The sequence below is a fragment of the Kineosporiaceae bacterium genome (assembly GCA_016713225.1).
Taxonomy (GTDB): domain Bacteria; phylum Actinomycetota; class Actinomycetes; order Actinomycetales; family Kineosporiaceae; genus JADJPO01.
The window spans coordinates 307,922-328,465 of record JADJPO010000001.1 but is presented as its reverse complement, the minus strand read 5'-3'; the positions used below and the strand labels follow the sequence as shown (position 1 = coordinate 328,465).

24 protein-coding genes are annotated in these 20,544 nt (G+C 71.2%); 14 read left to right on the top strand and 10 right to left on the bottom strand.

Annotation, left to right across the window (positions count from 1 at the left end; genetic code table 11):
* Nucleotides 1–7 precede the first annotated feature (7 nt).
* The gene (locus tag IPK24_01475) at nt 8–340 is read right to left on the bottom strand and encodes a helix-turn-helix transcriptional regulator (protein ID MBK8074243.1); all 333 of its coding nucleotides are present in this window, start codon (nt 338–340) and stop codon (nt 8–10) included.
* A gap of 126 nt (nt 341–466) precedes the next feature.
* Between IPK24_01475 and IPK24_01470 the strand changes: the two genes are divergently transcribed.
* Complete coding sequence (locus tag IPK24_01470) at nt 467–1,144, top strand: nucleoside phosphorylase (protein MBK8074242.1); 678 nt, start codon at nt 467–469, stop codon at nt 1,142–1,144.
* On the opposite strand, the gene IPK24_01465 is transcribed toward IPK24_01470, so the two are convergent.
* From IPK24_01465 to IPK24_01455, 3 genes are all read right to left on the bottom strand, one after another.
* A complete protein-coding gene (locus IPK24_01465) occupies nt 1,131–2,144 on the bottom strand; it encodes an NAD-dependent epimerase/dehydratase family protein (GenBank protein MBK8074241.1) in 1,014 nt (337 codons plus the stop codon). The genes IPK24_01470 and IPK24_01465 overlap by 14 nt on opposite strands.
* A 79-nt stretch (nt 2,145–2,223) precedes the next feature.
* Nucleotides 2,224–3,918, bottom strand: a complete 1,695-nt coding sequence (locus IPK24_01460; GenBank protein ID MBK8074240.1) for an FAD-dependent oxidoreductase — start codon at nt 3,916–3,918, stop codon at nt 2,224–2,226.
* A gap of 14 nt (nt 3,919–3,932) precedes the next feature.
* Nucleotides 3,933–4,823 (bottom strand): hypothetical protein, encoded by an 891-nt coding sequence (locus IPK24_01455; protein MBK8074239.1) that lies wholly within the window; start codon nt 4,821–4,823, stop codon nt 3,933–3,935.
* Nucleotides 4,824–4,915: 92 nt separating this feature from the next.
* Between IPK24_01455 and IPK24_01450 the strand changes: the two genes are divergently transcribed.
* The 7 genes from IPK24_01450 (at nt 4,916) to IPK24_01420 (ending at nt 9,014) form a co-directional block, all read left to right on the top strand.
* The gene (locus IPK24_01450) at nt 4,916–5,536 is read left to right on the top strand and encodes a threonylcarbamoyl-AMP synthase (GenBank protein MBK8074238.1); all 621 of its coding nucleotides are present in this window, start codon (nt 4,916–4,918) and stop codon (nt 5,534–5,536) included.
* Nucleotides 5,537–5,660: 124 nt separating this feature from the next.
* Nucleotides 5,661–6,134 carry a hypothetical protein gene (locus IPK24_01445; protein ID MBK8074237.1) on the top strand — a complete coding sequence of 158 codons (474 nt, stop codon included), beginning with the start codon at nt 5,661–5,663 and terminating at the stop codon, nt 6,132–6,134.
* A complete protein-coding gene (locus IPK24_01440; GenBank protein ID MBK8074236.1) occupies nt 6,121–6,621 on the top strand; it encodes a hypothetical protein in 501 nt (166 codons plus the stop codon). The genes IPK24_01445 and IPK24_01440 overlap by 14 nt, the downstream gene beginning before the upstream one ends.
* On the top strand, nt 6,618–7,271 hold the full coding sequence (locus IPK24_01435) for a hypothetical protein (GenBank protein ID MBK8074235.1): 654 nt from the start codon (nt 6,618–6,620) through the stop codon (nt 7,269–7,271). Before IPK24_01440 ends, IPK24_01435 begins: the two co-directional genes overlap by 4 nt.
* Nucleotides 7,272–7,307: 36 nt before the next feature.
* Nucleotides 7,308–8,537, top strand: coding sequence for a hypothetical protein (locus IPK24_01430; GenBank protein ID MBK8074234.1), 1,230 nt, complete (start codon nt 7,308–7,310; stop codon nt 8,535–8,537).
* Nucleotides 8,534–8,761: a ferredoxin gene (locus tag IPK24_01425; protein ID MBK8074233.1), complete on the top strand. Its 228-nt coding sequence runs from the start codon at nt 8,534–8,536 to the stop codon at nt 8,759–8,761. The genes IPK24_01430 and IPK24_01425 overlap by 4 nt, the downstream gene beginning before the upstream one ends.
* Nucleotides 8,762–8,798: 37 nt before the next feature.
* The gene (locus IPK24_01420; GenBank protein MBK8074232.1) at nt 8,799–9,014 is read left to right on the top strand and encodes a DUF5302 domain-containing protein; all 216 of its coding nucleotides are present in this window, start codon (nt 8,799–8,801) and stop codon (nt 9,012–9,014) included.
* Between the two features lie 29 nt (nt 9,015–9,043).
* Here IPK24_01420 and IPK24_01415 read toward each other — a convergent pair whose 3' ends face one another.
* Nucleotides 9,044–9,730, bottom strand: coding sequence for a nucleotidyltransferase domain-containing protein (locus tag IPK24_01415; GenBank protein ID MBK8074231.1), 687 nt, complete (start codon nt 9,728–9,730; stop codon nt 9,044–9,046).
* Nucleotides 9,731–9,769: 39 nt separating this feature from the next.
* Complete coding sequence (locus tag IPK24_01410; protein MBK8074230.1) at nt 9,770–10,000, bottom strand: DUF2461 family protein; 231 nt, start codon at nt 9,998–10,000, stop codon at nt 9,770–9,772.
* Nucleotides 10,001–10,341: 341 nt separating this feature from the next.
* Between IPK24_01410 and IPK24_01405 the strand changes: the two genes are divergently transcribed.
* Nucleotides 10,342–12,045, top strand: a complete 1,704-nt coding sequence (locus tag IPK24_01405; protein MBK8074229.1) for a hypothetical protein — start codon at nt 10,342–10,344, stop codon at nt 12,043–12,045.
* Nucleotides 12,046–12,085: 40 nt separating this feature from the next.
* Here the strand turns inward: IPK24_01405 and IPK24_01400 are convergent, their stop codons facing one another.
* The gene (locus tag IPK24_01400) at nt 12,086–12,727 is read right to left on the bottom strand and encodes a DUF4230 domain-containing protein (GenBank protein ID MBK8074228.1); all 642 of its coding nucleotides are present in this window, start codon (nt 12,725–12,727) and stop codon (nt 12,086–12,088) included.
* A 400-nt stretch (nt 12,728–13,127) separates the two neighbouring features.
* Between IPK24_01400 and IPK24_01395 the strand changes: the two genes are divergently transcribed.
* The 3 genes from IPK24_01395 to IPK24_01385 are packed head-to-tail and all read left to right on the top strand — an operon-like array spanning nt 13,128 to nt 16,396.
* The gene (locus IPK24_01395; protein ID MBK8074227.1) at nt 13,128–13,748 is read left to right on the top strand and encodes a ribonuclease HI; all 621 of its coding nucleotides are present in this window, start codon (nt 13,128–13,130) and stop codon (nt 13,746–13,748) included.
* A 60-nt stretch (nt 13,749–13,808) separates the two neighbouring features.
* On the top strand, nt 13,809–14,732 hold the full coding sequence (locus tag IPK24_01390) for an ABC transporter ATP-binding protein (GenBank protein MBK8074226.1): 924 nt from the start codon (nt 13,809–13,811) through the stop codon (nt 14,730–14,732).
* Nucleotides 14,729–16,396: a hypothetical protein gene (locus IPK24_01385; GenBank protein MBK8074225.1), complete on the top strand. Its 1,668-nt coding sequence runs from the start codon at nt 14,729–14,731 to the stop codon at nt 16,394–16,396. The genes IPK24_01390 and IPK24_01385 overlap by 4 nt, the downstream gene beginning before the upstream one ends.
* A 27-nt stretch (nt 16,397–16,423) precedes the next feature.
* On the opposite strand, the gene IPK24_01380 is transcribed toward IPK24_01385, so the two are convergent.
* Nucleotides 16,424–17,020 (bottom strand): globin domain protein, encoded by a 597-nt coding sequence (locus IPK24_01380; GenBank protein ID MBK8074224.1) that lies wholly within the window; start codon nt 17,018–17,020, stop codon nt 16,424–16,426.
* 10 nt (nt 17,021–17,030) lie between these two features.
* The gene (locus IPK24_01375) at nt 17,031–17,438 is read right to left on the bottom strand and encodes a roadblock/LC7 domain-containing protein (protein ID MBK8074223.1); all 408 of its coding nucleotides are present in this window, start codon (nt 17,436–17,438) and stop codon (nt 17,031–17,033) included.
* Between the two features lie 196 nt (nt 17,439–17,634).
* On the opposite strand from IPK24_01375, the gene IPK24_01370 reads away from it, so the two are divergent.
* Nucleotides 17,635–18,513: an OmpA family protein gene (locus IPK24_01370; GenBank protein ID MBK8074222.1), complete on the top strand. Its 879-nt coding sequence runs from the start codon at nt 17,635–17,637 to the stop codon at nt 18,511–18,513.
* A complete protein-coding gene (locus tag IPK24_01365; GenBank protein MBK8074221.1) occupies nt 18,513–19,097 on the top strand; it encodes a hypothetical protein in 585 nt (194 codons plus the stop codon). Before IPK24_01370 ends, IPK24_01365 begins: the two co-directional genes overlap by 1 nt.
* A gap of 20 nt (nt 19,098–19,117) precedes the next feature.
* Here IPK24_01365 and IPK24_01360 read toward each other — a convergent pair whose 3' ends face one another.
* On the bottom strand, nt 19,118–20,443 hold the full coding sequence (locus IPK24_01360) for a saccharopine dehydrogenase NADP-binding domain-containing protein (GenBank protein ID MBK8074220.1): 1,326 nt from the start codon (nt 20,441–20,443) through the stop codon (nt 19,118–19,120).
* Nucleotides 20,444–20,544 lie beyond the last annotated feature (101 nt).

Sequence of the window (20,544 nt, the reverse complement as noted above, 5' to 3'; positions counted from 1 at the left end):
GCCGAGGTCACGACCCGGGTGAGGTGACCGTCAGCAGATGGCCGTGCCGGCGGCCCCACCGCTCGATCTCGCGCAACACCATCGACAAGCCGTTGCCGGCCTCGGTGAGGTCGTAGCGCACCCGGGTCGGGCCGTCGTCCAGCTCGGTGCGGGTGAGCAGCCCCAGCTCGGCCAGCTCGCGCAGCCGCATCGCCACCATGCGCTCGGTGGCCCCGGGCAGCGCGCGCACGATGCCACCGAAGGTGGTCTCACCGGCCAGCATGACCCGCACCACGTCCGCCGCCCAGCGCCGGCTCAGCAGCCGCATCGCGTCGTCGAACGGCCGACTCGGATCGATCACGCTCGAACCCTACCGATTAGGCTCATCAGCGTGGAGCTGCCGTTGGCCGAGGACGACCTCGACTCCCCCGGTGTCATCGAGCCGTCCCGCGTCTTCCGGCCCAGCGGGGCGCCGTCCGCCCTGGTGATGTGCTTCTTCCCGGAAGTCGTTGCCGCCCAGGGTGATCGAGTCCACACCCAGTTACGCGGCATCCACGGCAAACGCCCCCTGTTCGAGACCGACGTGGACGGCGAACGGGTCGCCTTCTGCCATGCCCCGGTCGGGGCGCCGGCAGCTGTGCTGTTGCTCGAGGAGGCCATCGCCCTGGGCTGCCGCGACATCATCGGGGTGGGTGGCGCGGGCGCGCTGATCGACGGCCTGGACGTCGGCCACCCGGTGGTCGCCGACAGCGCCGTCCGGGACGAGGGCACCTCGCTGCACTACCTGCGCCCCGGGCGCACCGTCGAGGCCCACCCGGACGCCGTCGCGGCGATCGTCCAGACGCTGGACGCCGCGCAGGTGCCGTACACCCGCGGGCGCACCTGGACCACGGATGCGCTCTACCGCGAGACCCGCGAGCGGGTCGACCGCCGGGTTGCCGAGGGATGCCTGACCGTCGAGATGGAGGCCGCCGCGTTCTTCGCCGTCGGCGCCTACCGCGGAGTGCGCGTCGGGCAGCTGCTGTTCGCCGGCGACGCGTTGCACGGCGACGACTGGGACCACCGGGGGTGGTTCACCGCCGCCGATGCCCGCACCGCGACCTTCCTGCTGGCACTGGACGCCGCGGCGCGACTGGCTCGACGGCCCCGACTCACTCGGGGGTGAGGCCGGTCAGCTCGGCGAGGAACATCCGCTCGTCGGCGCAGGTCAGGCCCGCCCCCCGGGCTCGGTCGACCCCCTGGGTGATCTCCCAGGCCAAGGTGTCGGCCAAGGTCTCGGTCAGCGGCCGCGTGGCCAGGCCCTCGGCCCGGGCGCGGGAGCCCGCGCGGCTGGTGAAGCCGGTCCAGTCGGGGTCGTGCAGCCACAGCGGTAGAGACTGCTCGCCCATCCACTCCTGCACACCCTGAGCGATCAGCCACTCGTCGGTCGCGCTCACCACCGGGTCGACGTGCCCGGCCACCTGGCGGGCACCACCCAGGAACTCCGCCAGCGAGAGGGTCTCACCCACCACGTCGAACGCCCCGGCGGTCCCGGCCAGCCCGGCCGCGATCAGCCAGGCGGCCTCGTCGCGCACATCGATGAGTTGCACCGTGCGGCCGTCGGTGTCGGGCACCAGCACCAGGCCGTCCCGGCCGCACGGGTGCGCAAAGCGCATCGGCCAGTAGCCCGAACGCCCCGACGTGTCGCCCGGGCCGCCGATCAGGCCCGACCTGGCGATGAGGCAACGGTCCTCACCGAAGGTCTGCACGACGTGCCGCTCACATGCCACCTTGGCCGGGCCGTACTGCTCCATCGAACCCATCACGTCGTCGGCCAGCGGCGAGAGCAGGCGAGCAGATTCGTCGGCCCCCGGCCGGGAATGGTCGGCGTAGACGCTGCCCGTCGAGACGAAGGCATAGTGCCGGCACCGGTCGACCAGCGCCCGGACGGCGCGGCGCACCTGGCCGGGCTGGCGGGAGACATCGACCGCGAGATCCCACTGCGTACCCATGACCGCCGTCAGGCCATCCTCCGCGTCCCGGTCGGCGGTCACGAACGTAGCGCCCTCGGGCACCGTGCCGGATCGTCCGCGGGCCAGACAGCTCACCTCGTGCCCGGCCGCCACGGCGGCTCGGGCCACCTCACCGCCGAGCCAGCCGGTACCACCCAAGACCAGGATTCGCATGGCCACAGCCCACCCCGAACCGGGCGCCTCCACAAGCGCAGTTCACTTCCGGCGTAGGTCGAGGCCCTCCCACGCGTCCTTACGCGTTCACCTCGACAGTGTGAATCTCCTGTGCCGACAGGAGCTGATGCACGAGCCTGATCGCGATCGAGCCCTCGCCGACCGCGGAGGCGACCCGGTTGGGAGAGCCGTGGCGCACATCGCCGGCGGCGAAGACGCAGGGCAGGTTCGTCTCGAGCGAGAGCGGAGGTCGCTCGAGCGGCCAACCGTCCGCGGGCATGAGGTCGACCCCCGTGCGCAGGAAGCCGCCTCTGTCGCGCGCCAGGGAGTCGGGCAGCCAATCGGTGTTCGGCAGGGCACCGATCATCACGAACACCGCGTCGGCGGCCACGGTCTCGGTGCTCGCGTCGGTGGCACGGCGCAACACCAGCCGCTCGAGCCGGCCCTCGCCCACGGCCCCCACGACCTCGGTGCCGAGGCGGACCTCGATGTTCGGCGTGCCTTCGACCTGCTCGACGAGGTACTGCGACATGCCCTTGGCCAGCGACGTGCCCCGCACCACGAGCGTGACCCGTCGGGCGTACTCCGCGAGGTGCAACGCCGCCTGGCCGGCCGAGTTCGCGCCGCCCAACACGAAGACGTCGGCGCCGGTCATGCCCGGCGCCTCGGAGCCGGTGCCGCCATAGAAGACGCCCGCACCGACCAGGCTCTCGAGTTCATCGACCGCGAGCCGGCGGTAGGCCGCACCGCAGGCCAGGATGACCGCGGCGGCACTGACATCACCGCCGTCGGAGAGCGTCACCTCGATGCGGTCGCCCTCACGCCGGATCGCCGTCGCGTCGTGCATGAACGCGAACTTCGCGCCGAACAGCCAGGCCTGCTCGAAGGCGCGCTCGGCCAGCACGCGTCCGTTGAGGCCGCGCGGGAAGCCCAAGTAGTTGCGAATCAACGAACTCGACGTGGCCTGACCACCGATGCCGCCGCGGTCGACGACCAACGTGCGCAAACCCTCCGACGCGCCGTAGACGGCTGCCGACAAGCCGGTCGGGCCACACCCGACGATGACGACGTCGACCTCGCGACGATCTGGATCGATGGTGGCACCGACCGCCCTGGCCAACTCGAGGTTGTCCGGGTCGGCGAGCACCTTGCCGTTGGGGAACACCACGAGCGGCAGCGGCAACGGCGCCGGGTCGTCCACCGTCGCCAGCAGCTCTCGCCCCTCATCGGACTCGGCGAGCACGAACGCGTGCGGCACCGCGCAGCGCCCGAGTACCTGGCGCAGCTCGTAGGCGCGCCCGGTCCAGGACTCACCGACGACGTGCACGGTCTGCGGCGACACCCTGCGCGCGTTCGCCCACTCGAGCAGGAACGTCGACACCGACTGATGGAAGAGTTCATCGGGCGTGCGCGACGGACGCACCACGAAGTACTCGATCTGACGGCGCGCCATCGCGTGGAAGATCACCTCGCCGGTGCTCCCATCGCCCCAGGTTCCCCAATCGATCACCATCCCGCGCTGCGCGTGGGGGTAGCGCGTGCGCACCGAGGCCAGGAATTCAGCCCCGGTGGAGTCGCAGACCCGCAGCGCCGCCAGGACGAGCGCGACATCCTCACCCGCGTCGGCCAGCTCTTGGAGCTGGGCGGACGCCTGCCGAGCCGACGATGCGGTCAGCACGCGGTAGCTGCGCGCGTAGCGGTCGATCAGCTCCCGCTCGACGACACGCAGCGACTCTGGATCCTCGTCGACGACGAGGAGGACAGGGCCTGCCACATGCCGAAATGTACCTACGACGACGGCGCGCGCGAGTTGGGAGGAACCGTGGCCACCGGGGTCGGGTCGGCCCGCAGGCACCCGCTCTCCTTCGGCAGGCGGGGGCGCAGATGGACCCGGTAGCTGACGCCGGCATCAACCCACGCCGTCGGCCCCGGCGCCCGCCGCAGCCTGGGGAGCAGCATGGCCACGCCCGCAGCGTCCACCTCGGTGCAGGAGAAGTGCTGGACGCCGTTCGACCGGGTCGGTCCGATGCCGAGCGGCGGTCCGGGCCAGGGCGCCGATGTCCGGAGGGCCGCGTCCTCGGCCATGAGCACCGTGCTGCGCAGCAACACCGTTGTCGGCTCCAGCGGCTTCGCCTCGGGTGAGGCAGCCATCATCTCGTCGAGCACCGAGGTGATCTCGCGCCGACCGGCGCGCTGACCGCGCGGGACGGCGTCGCCGGCGAACTCCTCGTCGCCCAGGCCGTAGATGGACGTCGTCACAGGGCCGGTGCCGTCGTCCAGCACGACCCCGACGCTGGAGGCATCCATCAGGTCGGGGATGTTCCAGTCCGAACCGTTCTCCACACCGGCATCGCGCAGGGTCTTCACCCAACGCCGAATCGTCTCTGCCGCAACGGGTCGAGACTGCACACGCGCCAGAACGGGCACGAACTCCAGTGGCGGCACCGGGTCGGCTTCGGGCGCAGGGGTGTACAGCCTGCCGTCGACCAGATAGGCGAGGGGAAGCGGCCACGGCACCTGACCGCCACCCTGTTCGAAGCGGATCATCATGGCCTGGGGGTCGCCCAAGGTCTCGCCCTTCGGGGTGCACCCGGCACAGACCGCTGCCACCACGGCGGCCAGACCCATCACCAGCGCCGGCACGGCGCGGCGCATCGCCTGTCGGCCTGTCCGGCTCACGGCTGTCACCTCCGTGCGCTGTGACGCACGCCGTGCGCCGGTGGTTCCTCCTACCTCTGCTCAGGACCCGGGAACGCGGCTAGGCTCGCCGGGTGGCGCGCTACTTCGACGTGCATCCTCGGGACCCTCAACCGCGGGCGATCGCCCAGGCGGTGCAGATCGTGCGGGACGGCGGCCTGATCGCCTACCCGACCGACTCGGTGTTCGCGCTCGGGTGCTCCCTGGGCAACGCCGAGGGCAAGGAGCGCATCCTGCGCATCCGCCACCTGGACGACCGCCACCACTTCACCTTGTTGTGCAAGGACTTCGCCCAGCTCGGCCAGCTGGTGCAGATCGACAACCACGTCTTCCGGGCGATCAAGGCGGTCACCCCGGGCAGCTACACCTTCATCTTGCCGGCCACCAAGGAGGTGCCCCGCCGACTACTGCACGCCAAGAAGAAAACCGTCGGGGTGCGCATCCCCGATCATCCCGTGGCGCTGGCGCTGCTCGACGCCCTGGGCGAGCCGATGCTCACCTCCAGTCTGCTGCTGCCCGACGAGGAGGAGCCGATGACCGACGGCTGGCAGATCAAGGAGGCCCTCGATCACCAGGTGGACGCAGTGATCGATTCGGGTGAGTGCGGGACCGAGCCCACCACCGTGGTCGACTACTCGGACGGTTCGGCCCAGATTCTGCGTCACGGCGCCGGGGACCCCAGCCTGTTCGAGTGAGGCCCCCGGGTGAGTCCGAACGGGTGACCAGCGGTCACGAGACTGCGTCGAACTCGCTTCAGTTCTCCCGCCGGTCAGCCGAAGAGCCGTTGTGCCCCTTCAGCGAAGATCTCGCCTCGCCGCTGTGGCCCTCGCCGTCGGTGTCGGCGGCGTAGCTCTGACGTCGGCCACCGGTTCGCTGGAGTCACCTCGAACGGCACTCATCACTGCCGCCTCGGCACTGGCCGGCGGGCACGCCGCGCCGAGCCCGGCCGACACCGCTGAGCTCACCCGCCGGGCCGGCGAGCTGCGCGACCAGGTCGAGGCCCTGCAGCGCCAGGTGTCCCTCGCCGAGCGGGCCACCCCCGGCATGACTACGGACGGCCCCGTGACGTCGTCCACCCCGGCGGCTGGCACATCGACCCGCCGCTCCACGTCAGACGCCGCGCCTCGTCGATCACCACCCCGCACGGCGGCCGGACATCGTGCCGCGATCACGCAGCCACCAACGACCCGGCGTGCGCGGCCCACCACACCGTCGGCCGAGCCCCGATCGGGACACGACGGGTCAGACCACGAATCCGACGACCACGAGAGTTCGGAGGATGACGATGACTGAGCGATCCACCCTGACCCGAGCACTGGTCGCGGCGCCCGCCATTGCTGCAGCCTTCGCCGGCGCGGGCCTCTACGTGGCCCAGACCCAACCCCTGGCCGGCATCGTCGAGGCCGGTCACCAGACGGATGCCACTCGCGCCCGAATCGCCGACCTCGAGGCACAGATCCAGCAGGACATGACCGCCGTCGACCAGTTGCGCCAGCGGCTCGACCAGCTACAGCAGACCTCCGAGGTCGCCGCGAGACCCGAGGCATCGCCCGCCACGCCGCCGGCAACCCGGTCCGGCAGCGTGTCGCGTCGGACGACCGACCGGACTGCGGCCCGCACCACCAAGAGAACCAGCTCCGGATCGACGCGCACGACGTCCAAGGCCGCCCCGAAGCCAGCCCCGAGAGCAGCACCCAAGCCGGCACCGAAACCCGCGCCCAAGAAGACCACCGCCCCGAAACCTGCTCCCAAGACCAACACGTCCACCGGGGGCTCGTGATGCGGCGTGCCGGCCAGATCCTCCTCGCCAGCCTCGGCGCAGGGATCTCGGTGGCGTTGATCGGGTGGACGGTACAACTGCTGTCGCAGCGCACCGCCTCGGCCTGGTTGTTCGCTCGGGCAGCGGGGTTGTGCGCCTACCTGATCATGATGGCGCTGGTTCTCGTGGGCACCGCACTGGCCGACCCCCGACGGTCCCGCCGCTCCTCGACCAGCCGGACGGCGCGCATCCGCCTGCACCTCGCTCTGGCCGTCTTCATGGTCTGCTTCACCGCCGGGCACATCGTCGTGCTCGCCCTGGACGAGAAGGCCGGCATCGGCTGGCTCGGCGCCCTCGTGCCCCTGGCGAGCAGCTACCACCCGGTGCCGGTCGCCCTCGGTGTGCTGGCCACCTACGCCGCCCTGATCGCCACCGTCACGGCAGCTCTCGCGGGGCACGTGCTGGGTCGGCACTGGGCGGTGATCCACCGCGCCGGGGCGCTGATCGCCCTGGCCACCTGGCTGCATGCCGTGCTGACCGGCACCGACAGCGACGCCCTGCAGTGGTTCTACGTGATCACCGGAGTCATGGTCGCGACTCGGGTGGCGCGACGCCACCTGGCCCTGGCCGGGCCGACCGCCGAACTGCACGCCACCTGGATCCCCTCGTGACCGGCGTCGGCACCATGGCGGAGCGCGGTGTGGTGTGTGGTGTCACCGTTCGGCCTGACCGAGCCGATCGACTGCGAACTGGACGGCGCGGTGCGCCTGCCCGCCCTCGCCGAGGACGCCGCCGCCCACCACCGTCACTTCGGATCCGCACCGACGCTGAGCCGCGGTGCCCTCACCGACCTCGTCGCGCGGGCCGCGCTGACCGGGCGCGGGGGCGCGCACTTCCCCGTGGCGCTCAAGTGGCGCGCGGTCGCGGCGTCCGAAGGCACCGCCGTGGTGGTGGCCAACGCCGCCGAGTCGGAGCCGGCGAGCACCAAGGATGCTGTTCTGCTGCAACGATTTCCGCATCTGGTCCTGGACGGTCTGGCCGCTTGCGCGCGAGAGCTCGGCGCCGACACCACGATCGTCTGGCTGCACGAGGGGGACGACGCCACGCTCGACGCGCTCCGTCGGGCCCAGGCCGAACGCCAGGGATCGGGCCCGACCGAACCCCGAGCACAGTTCGCCATCGGGCCGGCGCGGTATCTCACCGGGGAGTCCTCGGCGCTGTTGTCCGGCCTCAACGGCGGCACCGTCCTGCCGACCTTCCGCCGAGTTCCGGCCGCCCGCAGCGGATTCGCCGGCAGACCCACGGCGGTTCACAACATCGAGACGCTGGCGCGCGTGGCCCTGCTGGCGCGCGATCTGCCCGCCGCAGGCGGCCTGTTCACCGTGGTCACCGACCGCCGCACCGTGATCGACCCGGGCGGCACCGCCACGTTCGCCGACCTGCTGGGCCGGGCCGGGATCACCCGGGCACCGGACGCCGTGCTGCTCGGCGGCTACGGCGGTGCCTGGGTGCCCTGGAGCCGTCTCGCGGCGGCATCGGTCGACCCGATGGCCGTGCCCGGCCTCTCCGTGGGAGCCGGCGTGGTGATCCCGCTCGCCGCCGAGCAGTGCGGCCTGGCCACCACGGCGGCGATCGCCGGCTACCTCGCCGAGCAGGGCGCGCGCCAGTGTGGCCCCTGCCGGTTCGGCCTGCCCGAACTCGCCCGCCAGGTACACCGGCTGGCCCGCGGCGGCCGACACACGGCGTCCGCCCTGGCCGAGCTGGACGACCTCGTGGGCGAGGTCACCGGGCGTGGCGGCTGCGCTCACCCGGACGGGGCGGCCTCGGTGGTCGCCACGGCGGTGCAGGTCTTCACCGCCGACATCACCTCCCACCGCGACGAACGCCGCTGTCTGGGTACCGGCGAGGCCGCCGCGCTGCCGGGGATCACGCGATGACCGCCGCCCGAATGATCATCGACCCGATCTCGTGTCGCGGCGTGGGTCTGTGCGCCCATCTCGCGGAGCGCCTGATCCGACTCGACCGCTGGGGTTACCCCATCGTGTCGGCCGAGCCGCCGGCACCGGCCGACGAACGCCGGGCCCGAGCCGCCGAGCGGGCCTGCCCGCACCGCGCCGTACGGGTCGAGCAGGACGATCTGCCCGTGCCGCTCGAGGAATGAGCTCGCTCCGGCCGCCGCCTCGAGTCAGGATGTGCCCATGAGCGAGACCGCCGACGGCACCGAGAGCACCGAGCCCGAGAGCACCGAGCCCGAGAGCACCGAGGACGCCGCCCGCCGCAAGTTCCGTGAGGCGTTGGACCGCAAGAAGTTCGGCCATCACGGTCACGACGGGGGTGCCCACGACCCACGGTCGTCCGCGCCCCACAGCTCACCGGCCAAGCCGCAGCGCACGTTCCGGCGCAAGTCGGGCTGACCTGCCCGGGCCGCCTGCCTCGGCTCCGATCACCCCAACGGATCGGGGCCGTACAGGGTGCGAATCACGTCGGCCGCCAGTTCGTGGGCCTCGTGGCCCGGACGGCGTTCCCACGTGAGCACGAACCCCGCATCCCGGACGGCGACCTGTCGTTCGTCCAGGATCCGCCCGACAAGAGCCGCGTGGCGCGGCAGCCGGAAGCGCGCCCAGGTCGCGCCGTCCTGCTCGGACAGGAACCGATTCTGTTCATGGAACGCCAGGGCGCGGCAGGCCGTGAGCACGACATCGTGCTCGGTGCCGACGTGCAATCTCGTCTCCAGCTGCTCGACCCACTGACGGCGCACCCGCGCCCGCGGGATCTCACCGAACTGCTCGGTCACCGGCCGGCCACGCACCACGAGCCCGCACGCCCGGGTGATCGCCAACGGCAGCACCAGCTCCGGGCCGGCGGCACGGGGGGTGCGAGCGAGCGCGTCCTCGACCACGGTCAGCTCGAGCGGCTGCCCCTCCCACTCGGCGAACTCCTTGGCGAAGACCTCGAGCCGCTCCGGCGGAGCGCGGCGGACGACGATCAGGAGGTCGATGTCGCTCTGACCGGGGGTCCATCCCCCCAGGGCGATCGACCCGTGGACGTAGACCCCGACCTCCCCGGGGGCATCGCCGAACTCGGCGAGGGCCGCCGCCGTCACCGCCTCGACCGTCTGCCGCCAGGTCACAGCCGAGGATCTCCCTCGCCGCCCCGGCTGTCCAGCCGGTCAGGCGACGTGCGCGCCCACGTGCGTGCTCAACCAGTCCACCAGCGGCCGCATCGTCCACCAGTCCGCACGCACCCGATCGAGCGCAGCCGGACCGGCGAGCCAATCCGGTTCGCCGTGACGACAGCCGGCGGTCAGCGAGCGGTGCCGCAACAGCTCGACGCGAGCGTGGTCGGCCGGGACGCCCCGTGGCCGGGTCTTTGACAGGCGAGGGTAGTCAGAGCCGGACACGACGGAAGTTTCCCACTTTCACTCACCGTGGTATGCGATCGACTACTGTTCGTTACTTCGGCTGGGGGGGCCGTGACAATCATGGCGGGATCACCAGGGGGAGACACGTGGGGCGCAGAGCGACATCGCGGGCCGATGTCGAGGTCATCGACCTGCGTGACGGGCGTGAGGAACCTGCCGACGACGGGTCGGGACCCATCGAGGACGCCGTGTCGGTCAGGTCACACTTGGAGAGTGTTAACAAACCCCTGATGTTGACGCGTCCGAATTCGGGTGAAGTTCTCTCCGTGCACCCGTCCCGCCGAACCACCGCTCCCCCCGCTTCCCGTGGTCGACGAACCGTGGTGCGTGTCCCCCGCGCCGAACCCGAACCCATCGTGACCTCACGTCGGGAGGCGCGGGCGCGCGGCTCCCGTGCCGATGCCCGTGCCGAATCACGCACCGATTCCCGCACCGATTCCCGTGGCGCCCAGCACCGCCCGCCCACGCTCAGCGCCCCTGCCACCGGCAGCCTCAACCTGCCGACCGATGCGCCGCTGACCCGGTCCGAGGCGCGTCTGCGGTCACGCACCGAGGCCCGTTCCGAGCTCCAGCCCGAGGTCCGTCCCGAGCTCCAGGCCGAGGATGTGACCCCGACCCGCGCCGACGGTCGACGGGCAGGCCGGGCGGAGGCCGACCACACCCGCCACGCCAAGGAGCACCGCCGCCACCGCGCCACCCCGCCCGAGGTCGTCGCCACGCGGGTGGCGCCCCGGTCCGGCGTCCGCGAGCAACGCGCCGGACGGCGCCGCGTCGCGAAGCTGCGTGCCCTGGCCGCGATCACGCTCTCGGCCCTCGGGGTCGGCGCGGCCACCCTGACCTCCAGCGAGTTCGGCCGAGGTTCCGACGAGGTGGTGGCGGTCGAGCAGTCGACTGCCATGGCGGGCATGACGGAGTGGGACGAGCGTCACCCCCGCCCGCCACGCACCATCACCAACGACCCCTCGCAGACCGCGGACTCGACGGCCACCACGGCGCGCAAGCCCACCGCCCCGAAGAAGACGACCTCGACGGCCACCACCCGCAAGGGCGTGGTGCTCGACGGCCGCATGATGGGCGGCCTGTACAACGGCGCGTCCGGCCTGGGCGTGACGGACGGCAGCTTCCAGTCGTGGCTGGGCCAGCCGGTCACCTTGGCCGCGACCTGGGCCGACACCGATGACGAGGTGCAGCGCACGCTCTCGCCGTTGCAGGACGAGTATCGCGACTGGCAGGGCGGTCTGGACATCGCCGTCGGGGGCACCATCCTGGGCAGCGGCGAGAACTACGCCGAGGCCGCCAACGGTGCCTACGACGACCGGTGGCGTGCCGCCGCGAAGGTGCTCGCCGAGACCCGCAAGGGCAAGAAGGGCCCGACGTTCGCCCGTCCGTTCCACGAGATGAACTGCGACTGGTACGAGAACTGGACCGTCACCCGCGACAACTCCGCGGACTACAAGAAGGCCTTCGCCCGGTACGTGGGCATCCTGCGGGCTGCCCTGCCCGAGGTCTACATCGCCTTCTCGCCGAACTACGGCACCTGCAACGGGCTGCCGATCTCGCTGTGGTACCCCGGGGACGACGTCGTCGACGTCATCGCCCCCGACTACTACAACGACTACCAGGACCAGGCCAACGGCAGTGTCTCGGGCTGGAACGACGAGTCCGACACCTATGACAACCTCGGCAACCCGACCGGTCCGGAGGCATGGCGGCGCTGGGCAGCCCAGCACGGCAAGCCCATGGCCTTCCCCGAGGTGGGGCTGAAGCCCGCCAGCCAGGGCGGCGGCGACCGGCCGGAGTGGATCAGGGGCCTGAATGCCTGGCTGAACAAGCACGCCAACACGGCGACCTGGCAGATCGGGGAGAACATCCCCAAGGACGCCGCCGGCACGGTGCTCTACTTCGCCTACTTCAACGTCTGCCACGACGGCGACTGCCAGTTCACCATCCACGGCCAAGGCGCCAACCCGCAGTCCGAGCGGGTGTACGCGGACCTGAAGTGGGGGAACAACAAGATCGGCTGAGCCGGTCGGCCGGCCCGACAAACCGATCGGGATCGGCGGTCTACCGCTCGTCGGTGAAGGTGACGGTGACGTCGCGGAAGCCCAGTGACGTCAGCAACGAGGTGAGCATGGCGCGGGTATTGGTTCGCGCCCGCTGCTTCAACTCGTCGGTGCGCGCCCCGGCCTCGGCCAGCCTTGCCTCGGCGATCCGGTAGAGCTGCTCGGTGTTGGTGCCGCCGCCCTGGGTGTCGATGGCGTCCTGCAGCCGCTCCTTCAACCCCCGCCGGTGGTCGGCCACGTAGCTGCGGGCCAGGTCCAGCCGCGGGGCGCCGAGCGCCGGCCCCGGCAACCGGACCGTGGCCGCGGTGCGATCGCCGTTCACGCTGACGCTGCCCGAACCCAGCCCCGAGAAGTCGACGGTGGCATCCACCGATCCGGCGGCCACGAAGATCACCCGCTCACCGGCGAGGAAGGCCGGCAGGTTCGTGACGTCCTTCTCCTGGTCGATCACGATCTCGTAGTACCCGGACGCCGCCTGGTAGGTCTTCAGGTCACTGAGTTTGAGCACCACGGCCGGACCGGAGCGGTCGACGGTCTGCTCGTGGAACGGGTTGAGCCCCGAGACGGTGCGGCCCAGCACCCAGGTGAGGATCAGCGCGGCACCGGCGATGCCGATCGCGACGGCCACGACCGTTCCGCCCATGCGTGCCAGCAGGCTCGGGGAGCGGTCGTCGTCCAGGTGACCGTGCCGGATCGGACCGGTGTGATCCTCGTTCACCCCGGGGGCCGTCGGCGTGATCGCCGCCGACAACTCGTCGTCCCCGCCGGACGTCGCTGCGCTCGGCGGAGGTGTCGCGGGTGTCCCGTCGCCGGGCGGGGCGTCGTCCAGGAACTCGGTGGCCAACTCCTCCGTCCGCCGGCGGGCCACCTCGACGTCCGCCGGCGCGGGTGTCGTGGCTGGTTTGTCGGGCATGGCCCCTCCGGCTCGGTCTCAGCTCGGTCTCGCAGCCCCCTGGAGCGGCTCTGCCCCTCCAGCATGCCGTGAGCAACGGCGGCGGACCACCCGCCACTCGGTCGCGCAGCGCCACCGTAAGCTCACGCGTATGGCGTTGACGGCGAAGTACGCGACCACCTGCGGGGTGTGCGGCCAGCAGATCCGGCCGGGCGAACAGATCCGGTCGATGCCGAGCGGTTCCGCCGGACGCTGGTCCCACGAGACGTGCGCGGCCACCGAGGCACCGCCGTCGGCCGGGGTGACACCGTCGCCGACCGACACGCCCCTGGTTGCCCCCTCCGGAGCGCTCGAGGTCTACACGGACGGCGCGTGCTCGGGAAACCCCGGCCCCGGCGGGTGGGCCTGGGCGACCGCCGACGGCCGGCAGGACAGTGGCGGCGAAGCGCACACCACCAATCAGCGGATGGAGATCAACGCCGCGCTCGAAGCCGTGCGCAGCCTGCCCGGCGAGCTCATCGTGGTCAGCGACTCGACCTATGTCGTCAACTGCTTTCGCGATGCCTGGTGGCGCGGCTGGCTCGCCCGGGGGTGGCAGACCAGTGCCCGCAAGCCGGTGGCCAACCGTGACCTGTGGGAACCCCTGGTGGACGCCGTCCGCGACCGCGGCGATGTGACGTTCCGATGGGTGAAGGGTCATTCGGGCGACCCGATGAACGATCTGGTGGACCGGCTGGCCGTCGAGGCGGGCAAGCTGCAGATCAACCGTTGACCGAGCTTGCCGGTCCGCCACACGTTGGCGGGGCGAGGGCGCAGTGCCAGACTCGCAGGTATGAGCGAGACGCCGATTCTGGTCGAGGGATTGCGCAAGAGCTTCGGGGCCACCATCGCCCTCGACGGGCTCGATCTGCGCGTCGAGGCGGGCCAGGTGCACGGGTTCCTCGGGCCGAACGGATCGGGTAAGTCGACCACGATTCGGGTGTTGCTCGGCCTGCTGCGCAGCGACGGCGGCACGGCCCGGTTGTTCGGTGGCGACCCCTGGGCACAGGCCGAGAGCCTGCATCGCCGGCTGACCTACGTGCCCGGCGATGTCAGCCTGTGGCCCAACCTCACCGGTGGCGAGGTGATCGACCTGCTGGCTCGGCTGCGCGGGGGCATCAATCCCACTCGACGCGCCGAGCTGCTGGAGCGATTCGAGCTCGATCCGACCAAGAAGGGCCGTTCGTACTCCAAGGGCAACCGACAGAAGGTCGCCCTGGTCGCGGCCCTGGCCTCGGACGCCGAGTTGTTGATCCTCGACGAGCCCACCTCCGGGCTGGACCCGTTGATGGAGAGGGTGTTCCAGACCTGCATCGGCGAGATTCAGCGCGAGGGGCGCACCGTCCTGCTGTCGAGCCACATCCTGTCCGAGGTCGAGCAGCTGTGTGATCGGGTGAGCATCATCCGTGCCGGGCGCACGGTGCGCACCGGATCGCTGGACGAGCTTCGGTCCCTGACCCGGACGACGGTGCGCGCCGGCCTGGAGCGCGCGCCGGCCACCGCCGAACTGACCGCACTGGACGGCGTCCAGGACGTACACCTCGAGGACCACCAGGTGAGGCTGGCTGTCGATCCCGCACACCTCGGCGACGTGCTCGCCGTCCTGGGACGGTTCGGCATCCGCTCGCTGGTCAGCCAGCCCCCCTCGCTGGAGGAGTTGTTCATGAGCAGCTACGACAGCGCGGCGGCGCCGGTCACCCAGGAGGTGGCTCCATGACACCCCCGACACTCCCGACGGCCGAGTCGCCCGGGTCGGCCGGGGCCACCGAGGCGGCCACCGGCCCTCTGACCGCGACCACGACCCTGCTGCGGCTGGCCCTGCGACGCGACCGAGTACTGATCCCCTCGGTGACGGCCGCGCTCGTCGTCCTGGTGGTCAGCTCGGCCCAGGCCACGTTCGCCCTGTACAGCGCGCAGGACACCGCGAAGCTGGCCCGGGACGTGGCCGGAGTGGCCGGCAACCCGGCGTTCACGGCGATGTACGGGCCGATCGCGATGCCGCCGTCACTGGATGCCTTCGCGGTGTTCAAGACCGTGATGATGGGCGCGATCTTCCTCGCGATCGCGACAGTGTCGATCGTGCGCCGACACACGCGCACCGAAGAGGAGGAGGGCCGCTTCGAGCTGATCGGGGCCGGGGTGGTCGGCCGGTACGCGCCGCTGGCCGCGGCGTGCCTGGCCGCGCTGATCCTGGTGGTGCTCACCTGCACCCTGAACGCCCTCGGGATGCTGGCCCTGGGCATGGATCCGGCCGGCACCACGGCCTTCGTGCTGGGCTGGTTCGGGGTCGGGCTGACGATGACAGCCGTCGCGGCCGTGGCCGCCCAACTGACCGCGACGGCTCGCGGTTGCACCACGATCGCGCTGGCGACACTCGGTCTGTTCTTCGGGCTCCGCGCCATCGGGGATTCGGTGGACGGCGCCGCCTGGCTCGGTTGGCTGTCGCCCCTGGGCTGGCTGGTCAAGCTCCAGCCCTACGGTGGCAATCGGTTCGGCGTCCTGTTGCTGCCCCTGGTGGTCTCGGTGGCCCTGTTCGCCCTCGCCGTGGCCCTGCTGCAACGGCGCGACCTGGGCGCCGGGCTGGTGGCCGAACGGCCCGGACCGGACCGGGCCGGCCGCTGGCTGGGTAGCTCACTCGGCCTGGCCTGGCGATTGCAGCGGGGCAGCCTGCTCACCTGGACCGTGGCGATGATCCTGGTGGGCGGCCTGGTCGGATCGTTGGCGGCCAGCGTCGAATCGATGCTGAGAGACCCTGCCACGCAAGACATGTTGCGCCGGCTGAGCGGCAGCGACGTCACCGACCTGACCAGCCTGTTCCTGGCGGCCGAGTTCACGTTCGTGGGCCTGGCGATCGCCGGGTACGGCATTGCGGCCACGCTGCGGCTGCGCGGCGAGGAACGCGACGATCACACCGAGCCGGTGCTGGCCACGGCGACCAGCCGGTGGCAGTTCCTGGGTAGCCATCTGGTGATCGCCCTGCTCGGGAGCACGTGGCTCGCAGCCGTTCTGGGCGCCGTGGTGGGCCTGCTGCGCGGTCTGGCGACGGGCGACCTCGGAGGTCAGCTGGCGACCATGCTCGGGGCGGCGCTCGCCCCGCTGCCCGCGGTGTGGGTGTGCGTCGGCCTGACGACGCTGATCTTCGGGCTGGTGCCACAGTGGACGTCGACGGCCTGGATCCTGTTGGTGGCCTTCGTCGTGGTCGGCGAGTTCGGTGAGCTACTCGGCCTGCCCGAGGTCGTCCGCAGGCTCTCGCCGTTCGCCCACCTGCCGGCGCTGCCCGGCGGTGTGATCACCGTCCTGCCGCTGACCACCCTGGCAGCCGTGGCCGTGCTGACGCTGACCGGTGGGTCGACTGGATTTCGGCGTCGCGACGTGGGGTGAGCGACGGCGCGCCCAGGCGTGACGCGTTCAGCGGTGGCCGGTTTGGATCCGGGCCGTGTCGAGCGCCTCGTTCACCTCGGCGTCGCGCAACCGCTCCAGCAGCGCCTCGGGCATGCCCACGACCTCGTACAGGGCCGAACTCACCGCGTGCTCCGAGGCGCCGACGATGATCGCTCCCACGGTGGCCGCGAGCCGCCGGAAGGCGTGCCCGAGGGATTCGGCGATGCTGCTGTCGATTCCCGCCGCCGCCGCGTGCTCGGCGACGAAGGTCACCGTGAAATCGGCCATGGCGAGCATCATCGGATTGCTCACCCGCCGCACCACGTGCACCAGACCGACCAGGGCCATCCAGGCGAAGTAGTCCTGATCCAGCGGCCCGATCACCGTGCGCTGCCACCACTGGGCGAGGGTGTTCTCGCGAGCGGCCCGCTCACCATCGCGGAACACGCCGGCGGTCGGCGGGTGGGCGAAGACCGTATCGTAGAAGTCGGCCACGAGCCGATCGCTCACGCTCAGCAGCGCGTCTCGCTGGGACCTGATCAGCTCGGCATCGGCTGTGGTGAACCGGCCCGCCGGGGGCATGTCGGCGATCGCCGCCTCGGCGATCGCGGCCATGGTGTCCATGACCCCGCCCTCAGGTGAGCAACTGGTTGATCTTGACCGAGACAGCACGCGCCTCGATCCGCATCAAGGCGAGATTGGCATCGCTGGGGCCACACATCACCAGCACCGCCTGGCGGCCTGCGGAGTAGGCCACCAGATATCCGGAATCCCCCCGGACCACGGCCTCCTGGAAATCACCAAGGCTGATGCGCTGGCTGATCCGGGTACCCAGACCCAATGCGGTGGCGGCCATCGCTGCCACCCGGTCGGCGTCCGTTTCGGCGAAATCGTGCGCAACCGGCAGACCGTCCAACGAGGCGATCATCACGCCGTTCAACTCGGGGACGGCATGGCGCACGTCCTGCAGCAGCAGGTCGAGCAGTTCACCCTTGCCCCGCACGGGCACGTCGCCCGGCAGTGCGTGCCCTGGCTCGGTCATCTCGCTCCTTGCGACGTGCGGTTCCCCGCCGTTGGTGCTCGCCGAACAGTCCGTCTCAGCGTGGCGGACCCATTACTGACAGTTGTGATCGCCCGTCCGTCCGTGTTCGCCGATTACACGGATGACACAGCATGACCTGGGCTTGAATAGCATCGGGATCGTACAGCGATCCCGACCAATCCCGGGGACGCGAGGGGTGAGAGTGCGGTCCCACGACCCGATCAGCGCAGCGACCGACGCCAAGCGGCGGCCGGCACTGGCACTTGCCCTGCTGCTGCTCGTGGTGGGCGGCGGTTCGTGGTGGACCTCTCGCCAGATCGAGTCCGATGTGACCTCGCGGGCAACGGAAGCCGTGCGGGCCACCGATCCCACGGCGCACGTGCGGGTCTCCGGTCGGGACGTCATCGTGAGCGGACTGCAGACCCCCTTCGCCGGCGCGAACGACGTTGCGGCCCGAGCGGCCGAGGTGACCGGGGTGCGCCTGGTCGTCATCGAGCAGGCATCGGTGGCCACCGGCCACCTCGATGCCGCGAAGCCGACCCCAACGGACCCGGCGCCGGCGACGGCGACGACAACACTGTCCGCGGCGCCGTCCTCCTCGCCATCGTCATCCCCGTCGTCATCGTCATCCCCGTCGCCCTCGTCACCGTCGGTGTCGACCTCGCCATCGGGCTCGCCGTCGCCGTCCGGCACGGCATCCCCCGCCGGCGGCACCACTCCCGCCCCGGCCGATCGCTTCGTTCCGGTTCGGGTGCTGTTCGGCCAGGACGTCCATCGCCTCGACCGGCGGGCCATGGCCGCACTGAACCCGGTGGCGATTTACCTGAAGAATCACGCGAACGCCCGCATCGTGGTGCTGGGGAATTCCGACAGTTCCGGTTCGGCACGGGTCAACACCACCATCTCCACATTGCGAGCCGAAGCCGTCAAGACCTACATTTCGACCCGGGGGGTTGCGCCTGAACGGATTCTCATCAAGGTCCAGGGCGATTCCAAACCAGTGGCGTCCAACGCCACCATCGCCGGACGTGCGCTGAACCGGCGCGTCGATGTCTACCTCGAGGACCAGCGCTGATGACCGGATTCGCCTACCTGTTCACACAGGTCGCCGCCCTGGCCGCGCTGTCGGCCCTGGTGGGGCTGTTGGTGGGTCGCCACCTGCTGCCTCGGCGCCGGTCCTCGGCCCGACCACCTGCTCCGCAGGAGGCCCCGACGTCCGACGTCGGCACCAGCAGGTCATCCGGCCTCACCCCGGCCCACGGCCTCGACACCGATGATCTCGAACCGGCACTGTCGAAGCTCGAGCGTCGATTGCGGGCCTCGGAGGCCGAGGTCGACGACCTGCGTCGCGCCGTGGCCCAGGTCTCCGACCACAAGGACGCCGAGATGGGACGCATCGAGGTCGGTGCGATCCGTGCGTTGGACTCGGTGATCAGCACCCATCAGCAGCAGCTCAACGAACTGCAGTCGCAACTCGAGACCGCCACACGCACCGCGCGCGAGCAAGAGGAGCGCTTCGAGGCGGAGCGCTTGCTGGCCGAGCGGCTCCGCACCGTGATCTCGGCCCGAGACGAGCGGATCACCGAGTTGTCGAACCAGTTGTCGACCAAGGGATCGGCGACCGCGAACGGGCATCGCGACGACTCCGGCACCGACTGACCGCGCCGATCCGTCCGTCCTCAGAGCCGGCGGCAGCTCACCGTGAAGCCGTGCGCGCGCAGCCGGTCGAGGATCGCCGAGCCGAAGGCCGTGGCCGGTGTCAACACCCCGGCGCGATCGGGCAGGTCGTCGCAGGCCAGCGACAACGCGCTCTGGCCGAACATCACCGCCGTGCCGGAGTACCCGGGGTCGTAAGCCGCCGCGATCCGGGTCAGGTAGCGCGCCCCCGAGGTGGTGTCCGCCTCGATCTCGACCGCAAAGTGCCCGGCGCTCATGGTCTGATCACTCGGCCCCTCACCGGGCACGGGTAACACCCGATCGAGGACGGCGCGGGTGGGTCCGAACCGCAGCCCGCCGTCCAGCATCGCCTGAGCGATCGCCACGCCTCCGGCCAGCACCACGCCCCGCGCCCCCGACCCCGTGTCCAGCACCTCGTCATAGTCGAGGTGGCGGCCGTAGGACCAGCCGGTCAGCGCATTGCTGCGTCGCACGATCCGCGTGTTGAAGCCGGCCATGAGCGAGGGCACCGAGTACACCCCGGAGGCATCGGCCCGATCGATGGGCAACGCCCGCACCGCGAGCTCGAGTCGGTTCAGTCGCCCGTAGGTGTCCAGCCGCGACAGCCAGCTCGGGCGCGGTGCGGGGCGCCGGGGCCGACGCGCCCACGGACCGTTCGGGGCGGCGTCCGGTTCTTCGTGGCGTGCCGGGCTGAGCGCATACGGATCGGCCAGGATGCGGCGAGCACGGGGGCTGGCTGCCGCCGTGAGCGCCTGCTGCCGTGCCGTGTCGATCGTGCCCCCGCTGATCCCCCCGGAGAAGGCTCGGACGTGCAGGACGGCATGAGTGAGCTCGCCGGCGTCGTCGGAGGCTGCTCGGTGCGCCGTGAGCCACACGCCGAGATCGGAGGGCAGCGCCTCGAATCCGCACCCGTGCACGATGCGGGCGCGGGTGCGCTGGGCGGGCTTGTGGTTGTCGTCGATGCTCTGCCGGACGAAGAGCACCTCACCGGTGAGGTCGGTGTAGTGGGTACCCGCGGCAGCGCACGCTGCCACCAGCTCGTGGCCATACGTCACGTAGGGCCCGACCGTGGTGGCCACGACGCGCGCGCTCTCGGCCAAGCGCCTCATCTGGGCGGCGTCCAAGGCGTCGGCGACCAGCAGCGCCCAGTCGGCGGCCACCGCACCCAAGCCGTCCCGGACCTGTTCGAGCCGGTGCCGCGAGCGCCCGGCGAGCGTCACCCGCACCCCGGACGGCGCGTGGGTGGCCAGGTGCCCCGCCGTGAGCCGTCCCACGAATCCCGTCGCACCGAAGAGCACGACGTCGTGGTCACGGGCAGGGGAAGCCACCTGCCGAACCTAGCGAGTCCATCGCCTCCACGACAGGACATCGGACCGAGTGAGTCGTCACGGGACGAGCTCGGCATCCCGGTCGGCGGAGTCGTCCCAGC